General features: G+C 65.5%; 19 protein-coding genes and 2 riboswitches. Of the genes, 12 read left to right on the top strand and 7 right to left on the bottom strand.

Annotated elements, in window-relative coordinates:
• The first annotated feature begins 54 nt into the window (after positions 1–54).
• Both ACP146_RS02110 and ACP146_RS02105 read left to right on the top strand, forming a co-directional pair.
• On the top strand, positions 55–1,149 hold the full coding sequence (locus ACP146_RS02110; RefSeq protein ID WP_422365115.1) for a CARDB domain-containing protein: 1,095 nt from the start codon (positions 55–57) through the stop codon (positions 1,147–1,149).
• A gap of 129 nt (positions 1,150–1,278) precedes the next feature.
• Positions 1,279–2,445 (top strand): DSD1 family PLP-dependent enzyme, encoded by a 1,167-nt coding sequence (locus ACP146_RS02105; RefSeq protein ID WP_422365114.1) that lies wholly within the window; start codon positions 1,279–1,281, stop codon positions 2,443–2,445.
• A gap of 44 nt (positions 2,446–2,489) precedes the next feature.
• On the opposite strand, the gene ACP146_RS02100 is transcribed toward ACP146_RS02105, so the two are convergent.
• Together ACP146_RS02100 and mutY are read right to left on the bottom strand one after the other, a co-directional pair.
• Positions 2,490–3,407: a DMT family transporter gene (locus ACP146_RS02100; protein ID WP_422365113.1), complete on the bottom strand. Its 918-nt coding sequence runs from the start codon at positions 3,405–3,407 to the stop codon at positions 2,490–2,492.
• Positions 3,400–4,530: an A/G-specific adenine glycosylase gene (gene mutY, locus ACP146_RS02095; RefSeq protein ID WP_422365112.1), complete on the bottom strand. Its 1,131-nt coding sequence runs from the start codon at positions 4,528–4,530 to the stop codon at positions 3,400–3,402. Before mutY ends, ACP146_RS02100 begins: the two co-directional genes overlap by 8 nt.
• 58 nt (positions 4,531–4,588) lie before the next feature.
• Here mutY and ACP146_RS02090 point away from each other — a divergent pair, with 58 nt between their 5' ends.
• From ACP146_RS02090 to ACP146_RS02050, 9 genes are all read left to right on the top strand, one after another.
• On the top strand, positions 4,589–5,152 hold the full coding sequence (locus ACP146_RS02090; protein WP_422365111.1) for a DUF721 domain-containing protein: 564 nt from the start codon (positions 4,589–4,591) through the stop codon (positions 5,150–5,152).
• Between the two features lie 140 nt (positions 5,153–5,292).
• The gene (locus ACP146_RS02085; RefSeq protein WP_422365110.1) at positions 5,293–5,973 is read left to right on the top strand and encodes a DsbA family protein; all 681 of its coding nucleotides are present in this window, start codon (positions 5,293–5,295) and stop codon (positions 5,971–5,973) included.
• A 79-nt stretch (positions 5,974–6,052) separates the two neighbouring features.
• Positions 6,053–9,520 (top strand): chromosome segregation protein SMC, encoded by a 3,468-nt coding sequence (gene smc / locus ACP146_RS02080; protein ID WP_422365109.1) that lies wholly within the window; start codon positions 6,053–6,055, stop codon positions 9,518–9,520.
• A gap of 239 nt (positions 9,521–9,759) precedes the next feature.
• Entirely contained in the window at positions 9,760–10,143 is a 384-nt protein-coding gene (locus ACP146_RS02075) for an AtpZ/AtpI family protein (protein ID WP_422365108.1), read from the top strand.
• Positions 10,144–10,153: 10 nt separating this feature from the next.
• A complete protein-coding gene (locus ACP146_RS02070; RefSeq protein ID WP_422365107.1) occupies positions 10,154–10,900 on the top strand; it encodes a F0F1 ATP synthase subunit A in 747 nt (248 codons plus the stop codon).
• A gap of 93 nt (positions 10,901–10,993) precedes the next feature.
• Positions 10,994–11,218, top strand: coding sequence for a F0F1 ATP synthase subunit C (locus ACP146_RS02065; RefSeq protein WP_167229365.1), 225 nt, complete (start codon positions 10,994–10,996; stop codon positions 11,216–11,218).
• Positions 11,219–11,374: 156 nt separating this feature from the next.
• Positions 11,375–11,881, top strand: coding sequence for a F0F1 ATP synthase subunit B' (locus tag ACP146_RS02060; protein WP_422365106.1), 507 nt, complete (start codon positions 11,375–11,377; stop codon positions 11,879–11,881).
• On the top strand, positions 11,881–12,363 hold the full coding sequence (locus tag ACP146_RS02055; RefSeq protein WP_422365105.1) for a F0F1 ATP synthase subunit B: 483 nt from the start codon (positions 11,881–11,883) through the stop codon (positions 12,361–12,363). Before ACP146_RS02060 ends, ACP146_RS02055 begins: the two co-directional genes overlap by 1 nt.
• Before the next feature lie 263 nt (positions 12,364–12,626).
• On the top strand, positions 12,627–13,094 hold the full coding sequence (locus tag ACP146_RS02050; protein WP_422365104.1) for a hypothetical protein: 468 nt from the start codon (positions 12,627–12,629) through the stop codon (positions 13,092–13,094).
• Between the two features lie 193 nt (positions 13,095–13,287).
• On the opposite strand, the gene gcvP is transcribed toward ACP146_RS02050, so the two are convergent.
• The 5 genes from gcvP to ACP146_RS02025 all read right to left on the bottom strand — a co-directional run bounded on the left by gcvP (position 13,288) and on the right by ACP146_RS02025 (position 19,003).
• On the bottom strand, positions 13,288–16,191 hold the full coding sequence (gene gcvP / locus ACP146_RS02045) for an aminomethyl-transferring glycine dehydrogenase (protein WP_422365103.1): 2,904 nt from the start codon (positions 16,189–16,191) through the stop codon (positions 13,288–13,290).
• A 43-nt stretch (positions 16,192–16,234) separates the two neighbouring features.
• Positions 16,235–16,612, bottom strand: coding sequence for a glycine cleavage system protein GcvH (gene gcvH / locus ACP146_RS02040; RefSeq protein ID WP_422365102.1), 378 nt, complete (start codon positions 16,610–16,612; stop codon positions 16,235–16,237).
• 20 nt (positions 16,613–16,632) lie between these two features.
• Complete coding sequence (gene gcvT / locus ACP146_RS02035) at positions 16,633–17,745, bottom strand: glycine cleavage system aminomethyltransferase GcvT (protein WP_422365101.1); 1,113 nt, start codon at positions 17,743–17,745, stop codon at positions 16,633–16,635.
• 58 nt (positions 17,746–17,803) lie between these two features.
• A riboswitch (glycine riboswitch) is annotated at positions 17,804–17,929 on the bottom strand.
• A riboswitch (glycine riboswitch) is annotated at positions 17,930–18,024 on the bottom strand.
• Positions 18,025–18,169: 145 nt separating this feature from the next.
• On the bottom strand, positions 18,170–18,709 hold the full coding sequence (locus ACP146_RS02030; protein ID WP_422365100.1) for a hypothetical protein: 540 nt from the start codon (positions 18,707–18,709) through the stop codon (positions 18,170–18,172).
• A gap of 54 nt (positions 18,710–18,763) precedes the next feature.
• Entirely contained in the window at positions 18,764–19,003 is a 240-nt protein-coding gene (locus ACP146_RS02025) for a CDGSH iron-sulfur domain-containing protein (protein ID WP_422365099.1), read from the bottom strand.
• A 278-nt stretch (positions 19,004–19,281) separates the two neighbouring features.
• On the opposite strand from ACP146_RS02025, the gene ispH reads away from it, so the two are divergent.
• Positions 19,282–20,262: a 4-hydroxy-3-methylbut-2-enyl diphosphate reductase gene (gene ispH, locus ACP146_RS02020; protein WP_422365098.1), complete on the top strand. Its 981-nt coding sequence runs from the start codon at positions 19,282–19,284 to the stop codon at positions 20,260–20,262.
• Positions 20,263–20,283 lie beyond the last annotated feature (21 nt).

The raw sequence follows: 20,283 nt of genomic DNA, 5'->3' as shown, positions 1-20,283 counted from the left end.
CCGGCCTCTCCTGCGACCAATGGCCAAATCGCCGTAATTCCGCAGGAGAGAGAAATGCGTCAATCCCTTGTTTCCGGCCTCTTGGCTTCCGCCAGCCTGGCTGCCGTGCTCACCGTCACGGGCGCCGGCCAGGCCGCCGCCCAGGCCGACCTTGTGCCCATCGCGACCGCCCCGATGTCCGCCAGCGTCGGCGTTCAGAACCTGGGCGACAGCCCGGCCCCCGCCAGCCATCTGATCATCAACTGCTCCAAGGTCGGCCAGCCCGGCGGCGGCGGTTGCCCCGACGCACCGGACCTGGGTGTCTATGAAAATCCGGCCTATCCCCAGCATGCGACCATCGATGTGCCGGAACTGGCGCCCGGCGAAATCTTCAATCACGACCTGACGGTCTGGGACGACATGGTCTGGCCGGCGGGGACCTATGTCTTCGCCATCACCGCCGATGCCGGCAACGTCATCGCCGAATCCAACGAGGCCAACAACACCACCCAGACCAACTATACCGAGCTCCCCTCTGTCGGTGTCGCCGAGGCGCCGCCGCTGCCGCTGCAGGCCAACCCCGGCACCCGGCCCTCCCGCGGCAAAGCGCCGGTCAAGGCGATCGTCGCCACCCTGCCCAAGCCGGACCTCATGTCGACCTCGCTCGGCAGCTACATCGGCGGCGACCACAGCCTGTGGAACCAGGTTCAGACCGTGCGTGCCGGCCAGATCACCGGCAGCCAGCTCGGCCGCAACGGCGACGAGTGCCGGGTGCCCGCGAAGGTGCGCCTGATGAACATCGGCAATGCCGACGCCACCAGCTTCAAGGTCAGCGTTTATGACGACGGCAAGCTGCGCACCACCAAGACGGTGTCCCTGAAGAAGGGTGAAGACAAGTGGGTCAACTATGACCTGCGCCTGAACGAAGGCACCAACAAGGTGGAAGTCCGGATCGATCCGAAGAACCAGATCGCCGAGGAGAACGAGAAGAACAACCTCTACAAGACCACCGTCGAGGTTCCCTTCGACTGCGACGGCGTAATGACCCTCGCGCCCCAGGGCAAGGCCGGCACCAAGGTGGCGCCGCCCCAGCGGCAGAGGATCATCAAGACGCTTCCCGCCAAGCCGGTGAAGCCGCAGCGTGCGCTTCCGCGGCGCTCCACCAACTAAGCAGCCTTCCCTGAAGTCTTGCCCCCATACTTGCCAAGGGGCGGTCCCTTCCGGACCGCCCCTTTCTTTTTGCATTTCGATGCGCGCCGGTCTGTGCTGCCGCAGTCTGCTGCGTTAGGCTCCCGGCCCATGACCGAGAAGACCGAAGCGCCAAGCGCAAAAGATCACCACGATCAGAACCTCATCGCCCGCCCCGGCAGCCGGCTTGAGATCACCACCCCGGCCCTGGTTCTCGACCTCGATGCCCTGGATGCCAACATTGCCGCCATGGCCGCGAAGGCCGCGGCGCAGGGCATCGGCCTTCGCCCCCATGCCAAGACCCACAAGTCGGCCGCCATCGGCCGGCGCCAGATGGACAGCGGTGCGCTGGGTCTCTGCTGCGCCAAACTTTCGGAAGCCGAAGCCCTGGCGGCGGGCGGCCTGGATCGCTTTCTGCTGACCTCGCCGGTCACCGGCAGCAGGCGGATCGAAAGGCTGATCGCGCTGAAGCAACGATGCCGCGATCTGATGCTGGTGGTTGACGATGCGGAAAACCTCCGGCAGCTGAGCGCAGCGGCCAAAGCGCAGGGCGTGAGTCTCGACCTGCTGATCGATGTCGACGTCGGCCAGCGCCGCACCGGCGTGGCAAGCACCGAACAGGCGCTGGCGCTGGCGGGGATCATCGCCGCCGAGGAAAGACTGAACTTCCACGGCCTGCAGGGTTACGCCGGGCATCTGCAACACATCACCGACTACGGCGAGAGACGCCAAGCCTCTCATGCCGCACTGGGGCAACTGGCGGCCGTAAGGGATGCCCTGGAAGCGGCCGGACACCCCTGCCCGATCATGACCGGCGGCGGCACCGGCAGCCATGCCTTCGACCACGAGGCCGGCGTGCTGAACGAATTGCAGGTCGGCTCCTACACCGTCTGCGACGTGGAGTACGATGCCGTCGATCTGGCCGGCGACGGCGCAAGCCCGTTCCGCGCCGGACTCTTCGTCTACTCACGGGTGATCAGCGCCAACCATCCGGGTTTCGTCACCATCGACGCCGGCTCCAAAAGCATCGCCACCGATGGCCCGGCCCCGGAAGTCGTGTCCGGCGCGCCGAAGGGCAGCCGCTATTCGGTTTCCGGCGACGAGTTCGGGCAACTGGATCTGCCGGGCGAAGCGGAAATTCTAAAGGTCGGCGATCTGGTCATCCTGCAGGTGCCGCACTGCGATCCCACCATCAACCTCTTCGACCACTATCACTGTGTGCGCGGCGACGCCCTGGTCGCCCTTTGGCCCATCGAGGCACGCGGCGCGTCTTTCTAGTGTTTTGCCGACTTGCGTCGACGCGGCGCCGACCCGCACCGAAACTAACCAACCGGCATCCGGCGGCCGATGGCGACGCTTGCCACGACGAAAACGGCGAAGCCCAGAGTCATCAGGTCGATGTGCTCGCCCAGCAGCAGCGCCGAGGCGAAGATGGTGAGGAAAGTCTGCAGCAACTGCACCTGGCTGACCCGGGAAACGCCGCCCATGGCTAGACCGCGGTTCCAGGCAAAGAAACCAATGAGCTGGCTGAACAGCGCGACGTAAAGGAAGGCGCCCCAGGTGGCGGGGGAGCCGGACATGCCGTGTTCGGCAATCGACAGACCGACCGGCACCGCGAGAACAGGGGCGGAGATGACCAGCGCCCAGCAGATCACCTGCCAGCCGCCCAGGGTCTTGGTCAGCCTCGCCCCCTCGGCATAACCGATGGCGGCGCAGACGACCGAGGCCAGCAGTGCCAGGTGCCCCGGTCCGATGGTCCCGCCACCGCGCAACAGCGAAAAGACAACCACCGCGCCGCCGCCGAGCAGGGAGAACATCCAAAAGCCGAACGATGGCCGCTCGCGCAGCATCGCCGCAGCGGCCATGACCGTCGCCAGGGGCAGAATACCCAGGACCACGCCGCCGTGGGCGGCGGGGACCGACTGCATCGCCCAGGCCGAGAGCAGGGGAAAGCCCAGCACCACCCCCAGGGCGACAACAACCAGACTGCGCCATTCACGGCCACGGGGCAGACGCTGCCGGGTCATCAGCAGGATGGTCAGCGCCACCGCGGCGGCCAGGATGGCGCGGCCGAGCCCGACGACGACCGGGTCGAAGTCCACCACGGCGATGCGCGTCGCCGGCAGGGTCAGGCTGAAAATCGCCACACCGATGAAACCAAGCAGCAGGCCTTTGGTTTCGTTTCCCTTGTTTTCCTGACCGGAAGGCAGCGGCTTTGCGGACTGCGGGGTATCAACCATCGCCGGCCATCTTTTCGGCCTCAATAAGGATCGCTGTTTGCTTCAGGCCGTGGTCGATGATCTTGCGCATCACCGTCGGCAGTGCCTCGCCGTCCAGACCGTCCAGCGCCACCCAGCGCCCCGTGGCCTCTGGAAGGTGCCGCTTTTTGCTGCGCCCCGCCCAGACCGTCACCTCAAAATGAAAATGCGTAAAAGTATGGCGTACCAGACCGGGCAGGACCTGCCAGTCCGTCTCAAAAGGTGCGGCCTCCGCCGCTTCGCGCTCCGGCCAGGGCGTCTCGCGCCAGCCGGTGGAGGGCACCTCCATCATGCCGCCGAGCAGCCCCTTCTCCGGACGCCGACGCAGCAGCAGGGCGCCGTTCGGCCCGGTGAGCCAGAAGGCGACGGCCCGGCGGGTCGGTTTGGCTGCCTTGGGCAGCTTGCGCGGCAGTTCGGCGGCGATGCCCGCAGCCTGGCCGCGGCAATCCGCCTCCAGCGGGCAGAGCAGGCACTTGGGCTGGCGCGGCAAACAGACGGTGGCCCCCAGATCCATCATCGCCTGGGCGAAATCGCCGGCGCGGCGATCCGACGTCAGTTGGCCGGCGAGGCGCTTCAACTCGGCCTTGGCGGTCGGCAAAGGGGCTTCGACGGCGAACAACCGGGCCGCCACCCGCTCCACATTGCCGTCAACCACCACCGCGCGGCGTCCGAAGGCAATGGCGGCAATGGCCGCAGCCGTGTAAGCACCGATGCCCGGCAGCTTCAGCAGGTCGGCCTCATTATCCGGAAAGACCCCTGCCAGTTCACCGCTCACCACCCGGGCACAGCGGTGCAGGTTGCGGGCCCGGGCGTAGTAGCCGAGCCCGGCCCAGGCGGTCAGCACCGCATCGAGGGGCGCCCTGGCGAGGTCATGGACACTCGGCCAGCGCTCCAGAAAATCGGCGTAGTAGGGCCCGACGGTGACTACCGTGGTCTGCTGCAGCATGATTTCGCTGAGCCAGACACGGTAGGGATCCTGAAACCCTTCCCCCGGCGGCACCCGCCAAGGCAGCCTGCGGGCATGACGGTCGTACCAGGCCAGCAGCTTCACCGGAATGTCAGCAGACAGCCCTCCGGGGGCGTGGGATGATGCGACAGAAGCCATGGCCTTCTCTATACTGAGGCCGGGCCATACAGCAAAGCGAGCTTTTGTCACCCCGACAATGTCTAAACCTGGTGTTTCATCCTATTCCAGAGCCCCTGGTGGCCAGTCGGCGCAGCGTAAGCGCCGCGGCAGTCTGCGCGCCCTCTCGGTCACCCTGCCCGGGGTCACCAAGCGGGCTTTCGCGCGCCGCGGCCTCAGCAGCGGAGAACTTGCCCGGCAGTGGCCGGTGATCGTCGGCACCGAGCTCGCCGGCCAATGCCAACCGAGAAAGCTCAGATTTCCGCGGCCCGGCGAAACCGTCGACGGCAATCTGACCCTGCGGGTGGCGCCGGCCTGGGCCCTCGAAATCCAACATCTGGAGACCGCGCTGCTGGAGCGGATCAACAGCTTTTTCGGCTACCGCGCCGTCGCCCGGCTGACCCTGCAGCAGGGGCCGCTGGCGGCCCGCAAGAAGATCCATGGCGAACGGCAGCGCAGCGCCGCCGCCGACCCGTCGCCGCCGACGGATGCCGCCCTGGCGGCAAAACTATCCACAGTGACCGATCCGGAGCTGAAAGAGGCGCTTGAACGCCTCGGCCGATCACTACGACAAAAACACGCGAAGAGGCCTGGCGACCCTTAAAAACCGGCCTTTTCGGGCCCACATACCGCCGCGTGAGGTTGAACGATAAGTGCCCGTTTAAACGCGGTTTTCCGCGAAAAAGGGCGCTTGTGGAATCGAAAACGTCCCACTAGCATGCACAACATATGGTAGGTAGAGCCATGAAAAGACGGAACATACTGATCGGAATGGGCGCTGTTGCGCTGGGTGTCGGCGTCGGTGGCGCCTATGCCTTTATGCGCGAGCCTGCCCAGAGCGCCCGGACCGCCGGAAACACCGCCGCAGCGCCGCAACTGGCGGCGGCGGGCGATATGCCGCTGTTCGCCGACGACCGTATCCTCGGCGCCGAAGACGCACCGGTTACCATCATCGAGTATTCCTCGCTGACCTGCCCGCATTGCGCCAGCTTCCATCGCGGCACTCTGCCTCAGGTGAAAGCCGAGTGGATCGACACCGGCAGGGCGCGCCTGGTCTATCGCCACTATCCGCTGGACCAGTTGGGGCTGCGGGCCGCAGCCGCGGCCAACTGCATCGAGGGCGACGGCTTCTTCGGCTTCATCGAGGTGCTGTTCCAGAACCAGCAGAGCTGGAGCCGCAACGAAGACCCGATCGGTGCCCTGCAGAAACTGGCCGGCCTTGCCGGTCTGAGCCCGGAGGCCTTTGAGGCCTGCATAACCGACGAGGCCGAGATCACGCGGATTCTCGAGGTCCAGACCGACGGCCGGGACACTTATGAGGTTGCTTCGACTCCAAGCTTTGTGGTCAACGGCCAGCGTGTCGTCGGCGCGCGCGGCTACGACGAGTTCAAAACCGTCCTGGAGCAGTTTGCGCCGGAGACTTGACGCCCGGCGATTGATCGCCGGGGCCAGCAGCGGGGGATTTATGGTCGCAGGTATGACGGCAGGGGAGGAATAGCCGGGCGTGGTGCAGTTCACCAAGCTTCGCTTGAGCGGATTCAAGTCTTTTGTCGATGCGACCGAGTTGTCCATCGAGCCGGGCATGACCGGCGTTGTCGGCCCCAACGGCTGCGGCAAGTCCAACCTTGTCGAAGCCCTGCGCTGGGCCATGGGCGAAACCTCGGCCAAGAGCATGCGCGGCAAGGAGATGGACGACGTCATCTTTGCCGGCAGCGCCAACCGTCCTTCGCGCAATGTGGCTGATGTCACGCTTTACCTGAACAACGACCAGCGCAAGGCGCCGGCGATGTTCAACGACTTCGACGAGATCGAGGTCACCCGCCAGATCGACCGCGGGTCCGGTTCGACCTACCGGGTGAACGGCAAGGAAGTCCGGGCGCGAGACGTCCAGTTGCTGTTTGCAGACGCCGCCACCGGCGCCCACTCCACCGCCCTGGTCAGCCAGGGACGGATCGGCGCCCTGATCAACGCCAAGCCGGCCGACCGCCGCTCCCTGCTGGAAGAGGCCGCCGGGATCACCGGGCTGCATTCCCGCCGCCATGAGGCCGAACTGCGCCTGCGCGCGGCGGAAACCAACCTGGAGCGGCTCGACGACGTCATCGCCACGCTGGAAACCCAGCTTCAGGGCCTGAAGAAGCAGGCCCGCCAGGCAACCCGCTACCGCAACGTCAACGACCATATCCGCCGCTCCGAGGCCATTGTCCTGCATCTGGAAGGCCAGGAGGCGAAAGAAGCGCTGGCATCGGCGGAAGCCGCCTATGCCGAGGCGGAAAAAGCCGTCGCCGAGGTAACCCAGACCGCCGCCGCCCGCTCCGGCGAACAGGCCGAAGCGGCCTCCGCCCTGCCCGCCCTGCGCGAAGCCGAGGCGGAAGCCGCCGCCGCGCTGCAGCGTCTGAACGTGGACCGCGACACCCTGGACCGTGAAGAGGCTCAGGCGAAGGAAGCCAAGACACGGGCCGAGGAACGCCTGGCCCAGTTGCTGGGCGACCGCAGCCGGGCCGAGAGCCTGGCCGGCGACGCCCAGGCAGCGCAGGAGCGCCTGGAGGGCGAACGCAAGACCCTGACCGAGGCCGCAGAGGGCGAACGCGAAAGCCTGGCCGCTGCCGAGGCCGAGCGGGCCAGCGCCGCCGCCAAGACCCAGGAACTGGAACAGTCCCTCGCCGCGGTCACCAACAAGATCGCCCAGGACGAGGCACGGGCCGCCGCCCTGCAGCGCCGTATCGACGAATTCAGCCAGCGGCTGCAGCGGCTGCGCAGCCAGCGCGAAGAGGCCCGCCGGCAGCGCGAGACCCTGCAGAACGAAACCGTCGCCGAAGCGGAGCTGGCCTCAGCCAACGCGGTGTTGGAACAGGCCGAGGCCGCCCTCACCGAGAGTCGGGCGGGTTCCGCCGCGGCCTCGGAAGCAACTGCGGCGGCCCGGGCCCGGGAAACCGAATCACGCGGCCTGCTGCGTGAGCGCGAAGCCGCCCAGGCCAAGCTGGAAGCCGAGATTTCCGCCCTCACCGCCCTCCTGGAGCCGGCGGAGGCCGACATGTGGCCGCCGGTGGTGGACGCGGTTTCCGTCGATCCGGGGTTCGAGGCCGCCTTGGGTGCCGCTTTGGGCGACGATCTGACGGTACCCGCCGACGAGGCGGCGCCGGTCCATTGGGAACAGTTGTCGCCGCTGTCGGCGATCCCGCCCCTGCCCGCCGGGGCCGAGCCGCTCTCCGCCGTGGTGCGCGGCCCGGCGGCCCTGGACCGCCGCCTGTCGCAGATCGGTGTGGTCGAGGACGCGGCTGCTGGCGCGCGCCTGCAGGGCGAACTCAGGCCGGGACAGCGTCTGGTCACCCGCCAGGGCGATCTCTGGCGCTGGGACGGTTTCACCGCCAAGGCCGATGCGCCGACCGCCGCCGCCCAGCGCATGGCCCAGCGCAACCGCCTGGCCGAGCTGCGCGCAGACCTGGAAGGCGTCGAACGCGAGGCCGCCAGGGCCGCGGCCGACCACAGCGCCCTGGAAACCGCCGTCGAGCAGGCCGTACAGGCCGAAAAAGCGGCCCGAGAGAAAGAAGCCGGCGCTTTCGACGCCGTAAGCACGGCCCGTCAGCAGCACGGCGCCCTGGCTCAGAAAGCCAACGCCGTCGCCTCGCGTCTGGCGGCGCTGGACGAAAGCCTGGAGCGCCTCCAGAACGACGCCGGGGAAACCGAAGGCACGCTGGCCCAGGCCAACAGCGAGCAGGAAGCCCTGCCCGACCTCAATCTGCAGCACCAGCAGGCCGACGAACTGCGCGAAACCCTGGCCGCGGCACGCGACCACCTGGTGGAGCGCCAGGGCAGCCTCGACCAGCTGAAGCGCGAGGCCGAGGCCCGCGGCCGCCGGCTGGGCGACATTGCGACCGAATTCCAGTCCTGGCAGCGCCGCGCCGAAGAGGCTAAGGCGCATCTCAGCGACCTTGAGGCGCGCCGCAGCGCCACCCAGGAGGAAATCGAAACCCTGGCAGCGGTTCCCCTGGCCCTGGCCGAACGCCGCGATGCCCTGGCGGAGCTCATCGAGGCGGCCAGCGGACGCCGCCGCAACGCCGCCGATGCCCTGGCCGAAGGGGAGAATCGCCTCGGTGAGGCCGACAAGGCGCTGAAGGCGGAGGAAACCCGCCTGACCAACGCCCGGGAAAACCGCATCCGCTGCGAGGGCGCCGTCTCCCAGGGCCGCCAGAGCCTGGATACTGTGATCGAAAAGGTCCGCGAGAAACTCTCCTGCGAGTTGGAGCAGGCCCTGCAGGTCGGCGAGGTAGATCCTGACAAGGAACTGCCGCCCCGCGAAGACGTGGAGACCAAGCTGGCCCGCCTGATCCGTGAGCGCGAAAACCTGGGCGCGGTGAACCTGAGGGCCGAGGCCGAGGCCGCCGAACTGGACGAGCAGATCGTCGGGATGCAGTCGGAGCGCAGCGACCTGATCGCCGCCATCAGCCGCCTGCGCCAGGGCATCGCCAGCCTCAACCGCGAGGGGCGCGAACGCCTGCTGGCGGCTTTCGAGGCGGTGAACAGCCATTTCTCCGAGCTTTTCGTCCGCCTCTTCGGCGGCGGCCGGGCCCATCTGAAGCTTACCGAATCCGAAGATCCGCTGGCCGCCGGCCTGGAGATCATGGCCAGCCCGCCGGGCAAGCGCCTGCAGGTGATGTCACTGCTTTCGGGCGGCGAGCAGGCCCTGACCGCCCTGGCCCTGCTGTTCGGCGTGTTTTTGACGAATCCGGCGCCGATCTGTGTGCTGGACGAGGTCGACGCGCCGCTGGACGACGCCAATGTCGACCGTTTCTGCGCCCTGGTGGACGAGCTCACCAAGGCCACGGACACACGCTTCCTGGTAATCACCCACCACCGCATGACCATGGCCCGGGTCGACCGCCTGTTCGGCGTCACCATGGCCGAGCGCGGCATCAGCCAGCTGGTTTCGGTGGACCTTCAGGGAGCCGAGGAGACCCTGCGCGAAAGCGCCTGATCCGGGCTTCGCAACCCGTCATCCGGAAACAGCCGAATCGGCCCTGCGAGACCCGCAGCGGGCAGCGCCGCGCCACGGTGCAGCCGGGCAGACGATTCGTCCCGAGACTCTAGGATATCAGCGGGTTTTCTCCGCCTTGACAGGGGGGAGGAGTCTTCATACTGTGCGCGCGAATTCAGCTCGGACCATCATCAAACCTTGGAGTGAACGGTCACCCGGCGAGTGGGACGGAGGCGCGCATGCAAGACGACTCACCCCCGCCATCTCTCGAAAAGCTGGACGAAGATCTCCGCGCGGCGCAAGCCAAGCGGCGCAACGCAAAGCCCGACCCCGGCGAACGGGGAAAAGGATTGGCTTTCGCGATGCGGATCGGGGTCGAGATCGTGGCGGCGCTTATCGTCGGTGTTGCGATCGGATACTTCCTCGATCGGTGGCTTGGGACCAAACCCTGGTTTCTGCTGCTGTTTTTCGTTCTCGGCTCTACCGCGGGATTTATGAACGTTTTCAGGGTTGTCGGTGGTTTGGGCGGGCAGGTCGGATATCGCGGAAAAAGCGAGACGGCCGGGTCCGCGGAGTCCAATGAGGGGCAAAAGCCTGCCGACAGGCAGGACAAGGACGGATAAGGGTTAAAAGATGGCTGAAGGCGGCGGCGCACATAGCCCCCTGGAACAGTTCGAGATCAAGGGCCTGTTCCCGGCACGCGACCATGGTGAGATCGGTACTCTGGATTTCACCAATTCATCGCTGATGATGGTCACGACGTTGGTTTTGATCTCCGCCTTTCTGATTCTCGGCATGCGTCGCGGTGCGCTGGTGCCCGGGCGGATGCAGAGCCTGGCCGAACTCTCCTACGAGTTCATCGCCGGACTGATATCCGACACCGTCGGCTCCGAAGGCCGTCGTTACTTCCCGATCGTCTTCACGCTCTTCATGTTCGTGCTCTTCGGCAACCTGCTGGGTATGGTGCCCTACAGCTTCACCTTCACCAGCCACATCATCGTGACCTTCGCCCTGGCGATGCTGGTCTTCACCGGCGTGACGATCCTGGCCGTCGCCAAGCACGGCATGCACTTTTTCTCTTTCTTCGTGCCGCCGGGGGCGCCGGTCGCCATGTGGCCGCTGCTGATCCCGATCGAGGTGATTTCCTACCTCTCGCGCCCGATCAGCCTCTCTGTCCGTCTCTTCGCCAACATGCTGGCCGGTCACACCCTGTTGAAGGTGATCGCCGGTTTCATCGGCCTTCTCGGTGTCTTCGGCATCCTGCCCTTTGCGCTGGTCGTGGCGCTGACGGGTCTGGAGATCCTCATCGCCTTCCTGCAGGCCTATGTCTTCGCGATTTTGACCTGTCTCTACATCAACGACGCGCTGCACCTGCACTAAGACTGCCGTAAAACGCAAAAGGGGACCCGCAGGGCCCGCAGCATCCATCCACAACCATCTTTTCTCAGGTTTACCTCAAAGGGAGCTTTAACAATGGAACTTGAAGCCGCCAAAGTCATCGGCGCGGGCCTTGCCGTTATCGGCGTCATCGGCTCGGGTATCGGTATCGGCAACATTTTCTCCTCCTTCATCGTTGCCGTCGGCCGCAATCCGGCCGCTCGCGGTGAAGTCTTCACGATGACCATGCTGGGCTTCGCACTGGTTGAAGCCATCGCGCTCTTCGCGCTGGTCATCGCGCTGCTGATTCTCTTCGGCTAGAAGCCCACGGGAGTCAGCCCGCCGGACATTTCCCCTCTGGGAATCAGCTCCGGTGGCGCGTCACTGACGGGAAAAGCGCTCCGGCGGGTTCAATTTGCCCGCCGGGACACTACATACCGCCAGAGACATTCTTGAGAGAGTGAGAGGACGCGGGCCATGCCCCAACTCGATCCTACCGTCTGGCCGACGCAGCTTTTCTGGCTGACGCTGACTTTTGTCGCCCTCTACCTGATCGTCTGGCGGGTCGCCCTGCCGCGCATCTCTGAGGTTTTGGAGGCAAGGCAACGCAAGCTCGACGACGACCTGAAAAAGGCGACGGCCCTGAAGGAAGAAGCCGAAGCCATTCTGGCCGAGTACGAGAAAATGCGTGCCGACGCCCAGGCTTCCGCCCATCAGGAGCTGCAGGCCACCCACGACGCCCTGAAGGAAGAGGCGGAGCGGGAGACCGAGGCCTTGGCGGCCAAGCTCTCCGCCCAGACCGAAGAGGCGGAGGCCCGCATCGCGGCCGCCAAGTCCGCCGCCTTGGCCAGCCTGGAAGGCACGGTTTCCGAGGTCGTGGTCGCAGCGACGGAAAAGCTGATCGGCGTCAAGGCCGGCGGCCAGGAAGTCGCCCGGGTGGTTGGTGATGTGATGGGAAGCCAGGTCAAAGGGGAAGGCCGCTGATGCTGAACGATCCGACATTCTGGGTTGCCGTTGCCTTCGTCATCTTCATGGGCCTGATGTACTGGAAGGCCCGCAAGCCGGTGCTGGACGGGCTTGACGCCCGCGCCGACCGCATCAAGAGCGAGCTTGACGAGGCCCAGCGCCTGCGCGAGGAAGCGCAGAAGGCTCTGGCGGAGTACAAGCGCAAGCAGCGCGACGCCGCCAAGGAGGCCGAGGAGATGTTGGCCAATGCCAAGCATGAGGCCGAACTGCTGCGCAACCAGGCCAGCGAAGATCTGAAGGCGGTTCTGGCGCGGCGCGAGCGAGCCGCCCTGGAAAAGATCGCCCAGGCCGAAACCCAGGCCATCCAGGACGTCCGGGCGCAGGCGGTCGACATGGCCATGGCCGCCACCGCCAAGCTGCTCTCCGAAAACGTCGACCCCAACCGAGACCAGGCCATGGTCGATCAGGCCATCCGGGACCTCGGCCAGAAGCTGCACTAGGCACTTCGGTTCAGTCCCAGATCGACAAACGCCCGGTCCTCCAATGAGGGTCGGGCGTTTTTTTGTGCGTTCTGAGGTTTCCCCCTCACCCTCCCGCTGCGCGGGCCCCTCCCTCTCCCACAAGGGGAGAGGGAAATAGTACCCCGTCGAGCTTTGTTCCCCCTCTCCCCTTGTGGGAGAGGGTCGGGGTGAGGGGGCTCTTTGTTAAGCCCTTCGCTCTGCATCCTCTTGAACCTCTTAGCGGCTTCCGGCGACAAACCCGTATGACAACGCTCACCGATCTCATGAGGCTGCCTGGCACCCTGCGAAGGCTCTACGCCATTTGGGCGATGGCGTTCCTGCTGACCGGCGGAACCGACTCCGCGCAGGCGCAGGCGCCGAAATATCTGCTCTACGGCGGCAAGGACCAGAACGTCTTTCTGGGCTGCCTCAACTGCTCGCGCTTCGACAGCAGTTCGATCTGGAATCAGCTCGGGCCCCACGGATCGGAATTCGACAACGCGACGATCTGGAGCAAGACCGGTATCTACGGTTCGCCCTATCAGGAACTAAGCCCCTGGCATCCCCATTCCTTCGAGGGGCCGGAGGTGCGCGACAAAAACGGCAAGAGCTACGGCAAGTTCACCCGCAACCCGTTCGACGATCAGACCAAGGTCGAGTCGCTGCTGTGGATCCTGAACAACTACGACTACGTCATCACCAACCTCAGCGCGGTCAGGCAGCGGTACTGAGGGGCGGCGCTGGGCCGAAACGACCGAGTGTGAAGATCATTGACCGAGCCGTTTGAGACAAAGCCCCCTCACCCTCCCGCTGACGCGGGTCCCTCCCTCTCCCATGAGGGGAGAGGGTTTCAGGAGCGACCCTTTTTTTGGTTCCCCCTCTCCCCTCCGTGGGAGAGGGTCGGGGTGAGGGGGTTTTAGCCCCCTACTCCGCCGCCTCCTGGTAGGCCTCCATGGGCGGACAGGTGCAGACCAGATTGCGGTCGCCGGCGACGTTGTCGATGCGGGCGACCGGGGGCCAGAACTTGTCGTCCTGACTGCCTTTCAACGGGAAGAAAGCACGCTGCTTGTCGTAGGGCCGGTCCCAGGTCTCACCCATCAGCAGGTGATGGGTGTGGGGGGCGTTGCGCAGCAGGTTGTTCTTGGCATCGGCGGCGGCGCCTTCGACCTCGGCGATTTCCTGGCGGATGGCGATCATGGCATCGCAGAAGCGGTCGATCTCCCGCATCGCCTCGCTCTCGGTCGGCTCGATCATCATGGTGTCGGCCACCGGGAAAGACATGGTCGGGGCGTGGAAGCCATAGTCGACCAGACGCTTGGCGACATCCTCGACGGAAATCCCGCAGGCTTCCTTGATCGGCCGGAAGTCGATGATGCACTCATGCGCCACCATGCCGTTCTGCCCGGTGTAGAGAACCGGATAATGCGGGGCCAGACGCGCGGCGATGTAGTTGGCGTTGAGAATCGCCAGCTGGGTCGCCCGGGTCAGTCCCTCGGCGCCCATCATGGCGATGTAGGCCCAGGAGATCGGCAGGATGCTCGAGGACCCCCAGGGCGCCGCCGAGACCGCACCGATGGTGCCCGCCGCGCCCGCCGCCGGGTTTACCCCGGGAACCACCGGATGGTCCGGCAGGAAGGGCGCCAGATGAGCCATCACGCCGATCGGGCCCATGCCGGGCCCGCCGCCGCCGTGAGGAATGCAGAAGGTCTTGTGCAGGTTCATGTGGGAGACGTCAGCGCCGATCTCCCCCGGTTTGCAGACGCCCAGCAAGGCGTTCAGATTGGCGCCGTCCATGTAAACCTGTCCGCCGTTGTCGTGAATGACCGCGCAGATATCACGGATCGCTTCTTCGAAAACGCCGTGGGTCGAGGGATAGGTCACCATCAGCGCGGCCAGGCTCTCCCGGTGCTGTTCGGCCTTGGCACGCAGGTCATCCACATCGACGTTGCCCTGATCGTCGCAGGCGACCACCACGACCTTCAGTCCGGCCATGATGGCCGAAGCCGGGTTGGTGCCATGAGCGGATGACGGGATCAGGCAGACGTCGCGATGCGCTTCGCCGCGGCTCTCATGATACTTGCAGATGGTCATCAGCCCGGCGTATTCGCCCTGGGAACCGGCGTTGGGCTGCAGCGAAACGGCGTCGAAGCCGGTCACCGCGCAGAGCATGCTCTGCAGCTCGTCGAAGAGCTGCGCATATCCTGCCGCCTGTTCGCGCGGCGCGAAGGGATGCAGGTCGCTGAACTCCGACCAGGTGACCGGTTCCATCTCGGTCGTCGCATTCAGCTTCATGGTGCAGGAGCCGAGCGCGATCATCGAGCGGTCGAGGGCGATGTCTTTGGCCTGGAGACGGCGCAGGTAGCGCATCATTTCGGTTTCTGCATGGTAGAGATGGAACACCGGATGGGTGAGGAAGTCACTCTGGCGCTGCAGGCCGCCGGGGATGCCGGCCACCGCCTCGCCTTCCAGCGATTCCGCTGATGCCGCAGGTCCACCGGCAAAGACGCCCAGCAGCAGCTCCACATGCTCGCGGGTGGTCACCTCGTCCAGGGACATGCCGACGCGGTCGCCGTCGATGGGCCGAAGGTTGATACCAGCCTCGCAGGCGGCGGCCACCAGGGCCTCCGCCCTACCCGGCGCCGAAACGCAGAGGGTGTCGAAGAAGGTCTCGTTTTCCACGGCAAACCCGAGGCGGCCCAGTCCGGCCGCCAGGATACCGGTCAGGCGGTGCACCCGCCCGGCGATGGTCTTAAGGCCGTCCGGGCCGTGATAGGTGGCGTAGAGACCGGCGATGATCGCCAGCAGGACCTGCGCCGTGCAGATGTTGCTGGTCGCCTTTTCCCGGCGAATGTGCTGCTCCCGGGTCTGCAGGGCCATGCGCAGCGCCGGACGCCCCTCGGCATCCACGGAGACACCGATGAGCCGGCCGGGGACCGAGCGCTTGTAGGCCTCGCGGGTGGCGAAGTAGGCCGCATGCGGGCCGCCGTAGCCGAGCGGCACGCCGAAGCGCTGGGCCGTGCCGACCACGACGTCGGCGCCCATTTCGCCCGGCGGCGTGATCATGGTGAGCGCCAGCAGGTCGGCGGCCACCACGGCCAGCGCACTCTGTTCATGCAATTTCTCGATGACCGGCGTCAGGTCGCGGACATGGCCGAAGCTGCCGGGATACTGCAGCAGCGCGCCAAAGACCTCTTTGCCGGCAAGCTCGGTTTGCGGGTCCCCGACGATCAGCGCGATGCCCATGGGCTTGGCGCGGGTCTGCAGCACCGCCAGGGTCTGGGGATGACAGTCGGCGGCGACGAAGAAGCTGTCGGACTTGGACTTGGCGACCCGGTGGGCCATGGCCATGGCCTCGGCCGCCGCCGTGGCTTCGTCGAGCAGGGAGGCGTTGGCGAGTTCCATGCCGGTCAGGTCGATGATCATCTGCTGGTAGTTCAGCAGCGCCTCCAGCCGGCCCTGACTGACCTCCGCCTGATAGGGCGTATAGGCGGTGTACCAGCCGGGATTTTCCAGCACCCGTCGCACGATGACTCCGGGCACGACGGTGTTGGAATAACCCATGCCGATCATCGAAACCATGACCTGGTTCTTGTCGGCCATGGCCCGCATGGTCTCCAGCGCTTCCTTTTCGCTGCGCACCGGCGGCAAGGGCATGGCCGAGGCGCTGCGGATCGCCGCCGGCACCGTCTTGTCGATCAGGGCGTCCAGCGAATCCAGCCCCAGGCTGCCCAGCATCGCCTGGATCTGCGGCTCACCCGGCCCGATGTGCCGGCGGACGAAATCGTCCTTGGCTTCCAGTTCCACCAGACTGCGCTCTGTTTCGCTCATGCTTCTCTCCCTGTTCGACACTGAAGGCGGCAAGCAGCGCCGCTCAGCCCTGGCCCTCGACAAACGATTTGTAAGCGGCCTCATCCATCAGATCGGTGACCTGGCTGGGATCGGACAGCTTCATCTTGAAAAACCAGCCGTCCCCTTCCGGGTCGCTGTTCACCTTGCCGGGCTCGTCGGTCAGCGCCTCGTTTGCCTCCAGCACCTCGCCGTCGGCGGGGGCATAGACCTCACTGGCGGCCTTGACGGACTCGATCACCGCCGCCTCCCCGCCCTTCTCCAGCGCCTTGCCGGCATCCGGCAGTTCGACGAAGACGATGTCGCCCAGCTGTTCCTGGGCATGGTTGCTGATGCCGACGACGGCAACGTCGCCATCAATGCTCAGCCATTCGTGGTCTTCGGTGTAACGACGTTCGCTCATGGCAAAAGGTTCCCCCCTGATTAGCCTCTGAAATAGTTGTGTTTTACGAAGGGCAGCGCCGCGACCCGGCAGGGCATCAGCTTGCCGCGCACTTCGGCCTGAAGCGCCGTACCTTCTGCCGCCTGCTCGGCGGCGACATAGCCCATGGCAACCGGCCCGCCGACGCTCGGCCCGAAACCGCCCGAGGTGACATGGCCGACATCCCGGCCCGATGCATCCTTCAAGGGCGTGCCCTCGCGCATCGGCGCGCGGCCTTCCGGCAGCAACCCGACCCGGCGGCGCGGCGCGCCTTCGGCCAGATGCTTCTGGATCACAGCGGCGCCAGGAAAGCCGCCCTCTTCGCGGCGGCGCTTCTGGATCGCCCAGGCGAGATCGGCCTCAATGGGCCCGGTGGTCTCGTCGATGTCGTGGCCGTAAAGGCAGAGCCCGGCCTCCAGACGCAGGGAATCGCGCGCGCCCAGCCCCGCCGGGCCCGCCTCCGGTTCCGCCAGCAGGCGGCGCGCCAGGGCCTCGGCCTTCTCGGCGGGGACCGAAATCTCGTAGCCGTCCTCGCCGGTATAGCCGGCCCGGCTGACCAGACAGTCGACCCCGTCGACCGTCATCGGCTTGCAGTCCATGAAGCGCAAAGTCTCCACGCCGGGTGCGAGACGCGCCAGGACATCGGCGGCCTTGGGCCCCTGCAGCGCGATCAGGGCGCGGTCTTCCAGCACCGTCAGTTGGACGTCACCCTTCAGATTCGCCCTCATATGGGCAATGTCGGCATCCTTGCAGGCGGCATTCACCACCAGGAACAGCCAGTCGCCCTGGTTGGACACCATCAGGTCGTCGAGGATGCCGCCCTGGTCGTTGGTAAAGAAGCTGTAGCGCTGACGCCCCTCGCCCAGTTTGGCGATCTCCGCCGGCAGCAGAGCCTCCAGGGCGGCGACGCGGTCGGCCCCGTCAAGGCGGACCTGCCCCATATGGGAAACGTCGAACAGAGCCGCCGCTTCGCGCGCAAGCTTATGCTCGGCCATGATTCCGTCGGCATACTGGACCGGCAGGGCGTAACCCGCGAAGGGCACGATCTTGCCGCCCAGTTCCTGATGCAGCGCATAGAGGGATGTTCGTTTCGGCTCTGGTTCGTTTTCCTGCACCACACCCGGCTCCTTCGACAAAAGGTCAGTTCTGCCGGACCCTCCTTCTCAGGCGGCTCCGGCCCCTTCTGTCATGGATACCTGAGAGATTCACCGGAGCCCTGCGCCGGGCGCGGACCGGTTTACTCCTTCGGTGAGGCGCAACCGTTCAAGAAACGGGTCTGCGACCACTTTCCAGAATTGCCTCCCCCTTGCGGTCCTTTTGCCTGAGAGTTTCCGGGGCGGTTGCTCCTTCGGCGCCGGGCTGCAGAACAGACCGGTCTCTCCCGCTAGGGGTCTTTGGCTTGAAAGCGATGAATTGGTGACACCACTTTCCTGCTCGGCAGAAGCTAGCCTCTATAAGGGCCAATTTCAACCGGTTGGCCTTCATTCTCCCGTGAACGGGGGGCAACCCTTTGAAAGCTTCTGAAAAATCAGGGTTTCTTCAGCGATTGGCCCGATTGAAGCGCAGTTCCTCCGGCGACAGATCGAAACCGAGATAGATTCGATAGTCGGTCCCGTCCTCACCCTGGGCCAAGGGGATCACCTGACCGATCTCCTCCAGACCCGAAACCCTGGTTCTGTTGCCGGGGAAGGGAATGGCAATATCAAAGGATTTGCGCGCCAGCACGGTCTGATCGGCCCGGGCGACGGCAACGAAATAGTTGATGTTGGCCAGGCGGTCGCTGTTGGCGGGACCGCGCGAGGCGATCACCCGAACCTGCAGATCGACGTCCACTTCGTTGTCGTCGTAGTCGCAAACCAGACGCCCGGCTTCGAGCTCGGCCTCGAACAGCACATCCGTCAGGTCGCGGCCCTGGCCGTTGAACTTGGTCTGCTTTGAAGCATCGGTCAGCAGCACCACCTCCGGACAGGGCGGCGGCGTCTCATCTGAGGCACAGGCCGCCACCAGGAGAACCGCCCCCAGGCAAGACAGCGAAACAACGGTCCGAAGGGAGAAAAGTTGCGGAAGAATCGATTGCATGAAAACTCGCAGAGAAAACCGGAATAACTTGAAACGCTCGGGTTAAGTGCTCTTTTAGAGCTTGTTGTGGCTGCCGTCGCAGAGAGGCTGGTTGCCGGTTGCCTTGCAGCCGCAGAAAAACACGTCCTTGGCGGCCGAAGCCTCGTACATCACCGGCGTGATGCCGGTGCCCGAGTGGGATCCGTCGCAGAACGGCTGCTTCTGGCTGCGCCCGCAGGCACACCAGAAATACTTCTTTCCCGCCTCTACAGCGACCTTGTAGGGCTCTTTCTGGGCGGGGACGGGGTCTGTCATGAAGCCTTCCTTCTGCTGGCCGGCTATACTACTGTCCGCATGGTCGAGCCCGGGGCGACCGGGGGCGAAGCTGACTTGAGAAACCGGCTTTTTGTTGCTTGCCGGACTTTAGGGAACCACCGCCCCGGCGACAAGGGCTGGCTTGGGGCCCCTGTTTGCCAGGGCGGGCCCCGAGACGGAGGTACCAGGGCCCGAGACACCTGGGACCGCCCTGGGACCGCCGCCCTGGGACCGCAGCGCCGGAGACGGCACGATCGAAGCGAAGATGGAACACGAGCATGCAGAAAAAGCCCCTCACCGTTCTCCTGGCCAACCCCCGCGGCTTTTGCGCAGGGGTGGAGCGCGCCATCGAGATCGTCGACCGGGCGCTTCAGAAGTACGGCGCACCGGTTTACGTGCGCCACGAGATCGTTCACAACCGCTTCGTGGTCGAATCCCTGGAATCCAAAGGCGCGGTCTTCGTCGAGGAGCTCGACGAGGTGCCGGAGGGGGTTCCGGTGATTTTCTCCGCTCACGGCGTCCCCAAAGAGGTGCCGGCGGAGGCCGAACGCCGCGAACTCTTCTACCTCGACGCCACCTGCCCGCTGGTCAGCAAGGTGCACCGGGAGGCTGAACGCCACGCCCGCATGGGCCATCAGATCCTCCTGATCGGCCACGCCGGCCATCCCGAGGTGGTCGGCACCATGGGTCAGGTGCCGGAAGGGTCGATCGTCCTGGTCGAAGACGTCGCCGAGGCCGAACGCATCACCGTGAAGGACCCCGAAAACCTGGCCTACATCACCCAGACCACCCTCTCCGTGGATGATACCAGCGAGATCATCGCCGTTCTGCGGCGGCGGTTTCCACAGATCAACGGCCCCAAGAAGGAAGACATCTGCTACGCAACGACCAACCGTCAGGAGGCGGTGAAATCGATCGCGCAAAACTGCGATGCCCTTCTGGTCGTGGGGGCGCCCAATTCATCGAACTCGCAGCGCCTCGTCGAGGTCGCGCATCGTGAGGGCTGTGAAACAGCGCTGCTGGTGCAGCGGGCTGACGATATCGACTGGTCGCAGTTGACGGATATCTCGACCCTGGGCCTGACCGCCGGAGCTTCGGCGCCCGAGGTACTGGTGGAAGAGGTTCTCGAGGCCTGCCGCAACCATTTCGACATCCAGATCCAGGAAGTCAGCGGCGCCATCGAGGACGTCATCTTCAAACTGCCCAAGGCCCTGAGCGAAGACCCCAAGGCCCTGAGCGAAGACAAGGTCGCGAGCTGACCCCGGCCACCCTCGAGCCTC

The sequence above is a fragment of the Pelagibius sp. genome, from assembly GCF_965249265.1.
Taxonomy (GTDB): Bacteria; Pseudomonadota; Alphaproteobacteria; order Kiloniellales; family Kiloniellaceae; genus Pelagibius.
The sequence above is the reverse complement of the archived record's forward strand: the minus strand, read 5'-3'. Positions and strand labels throughout refer to the sequence as shown.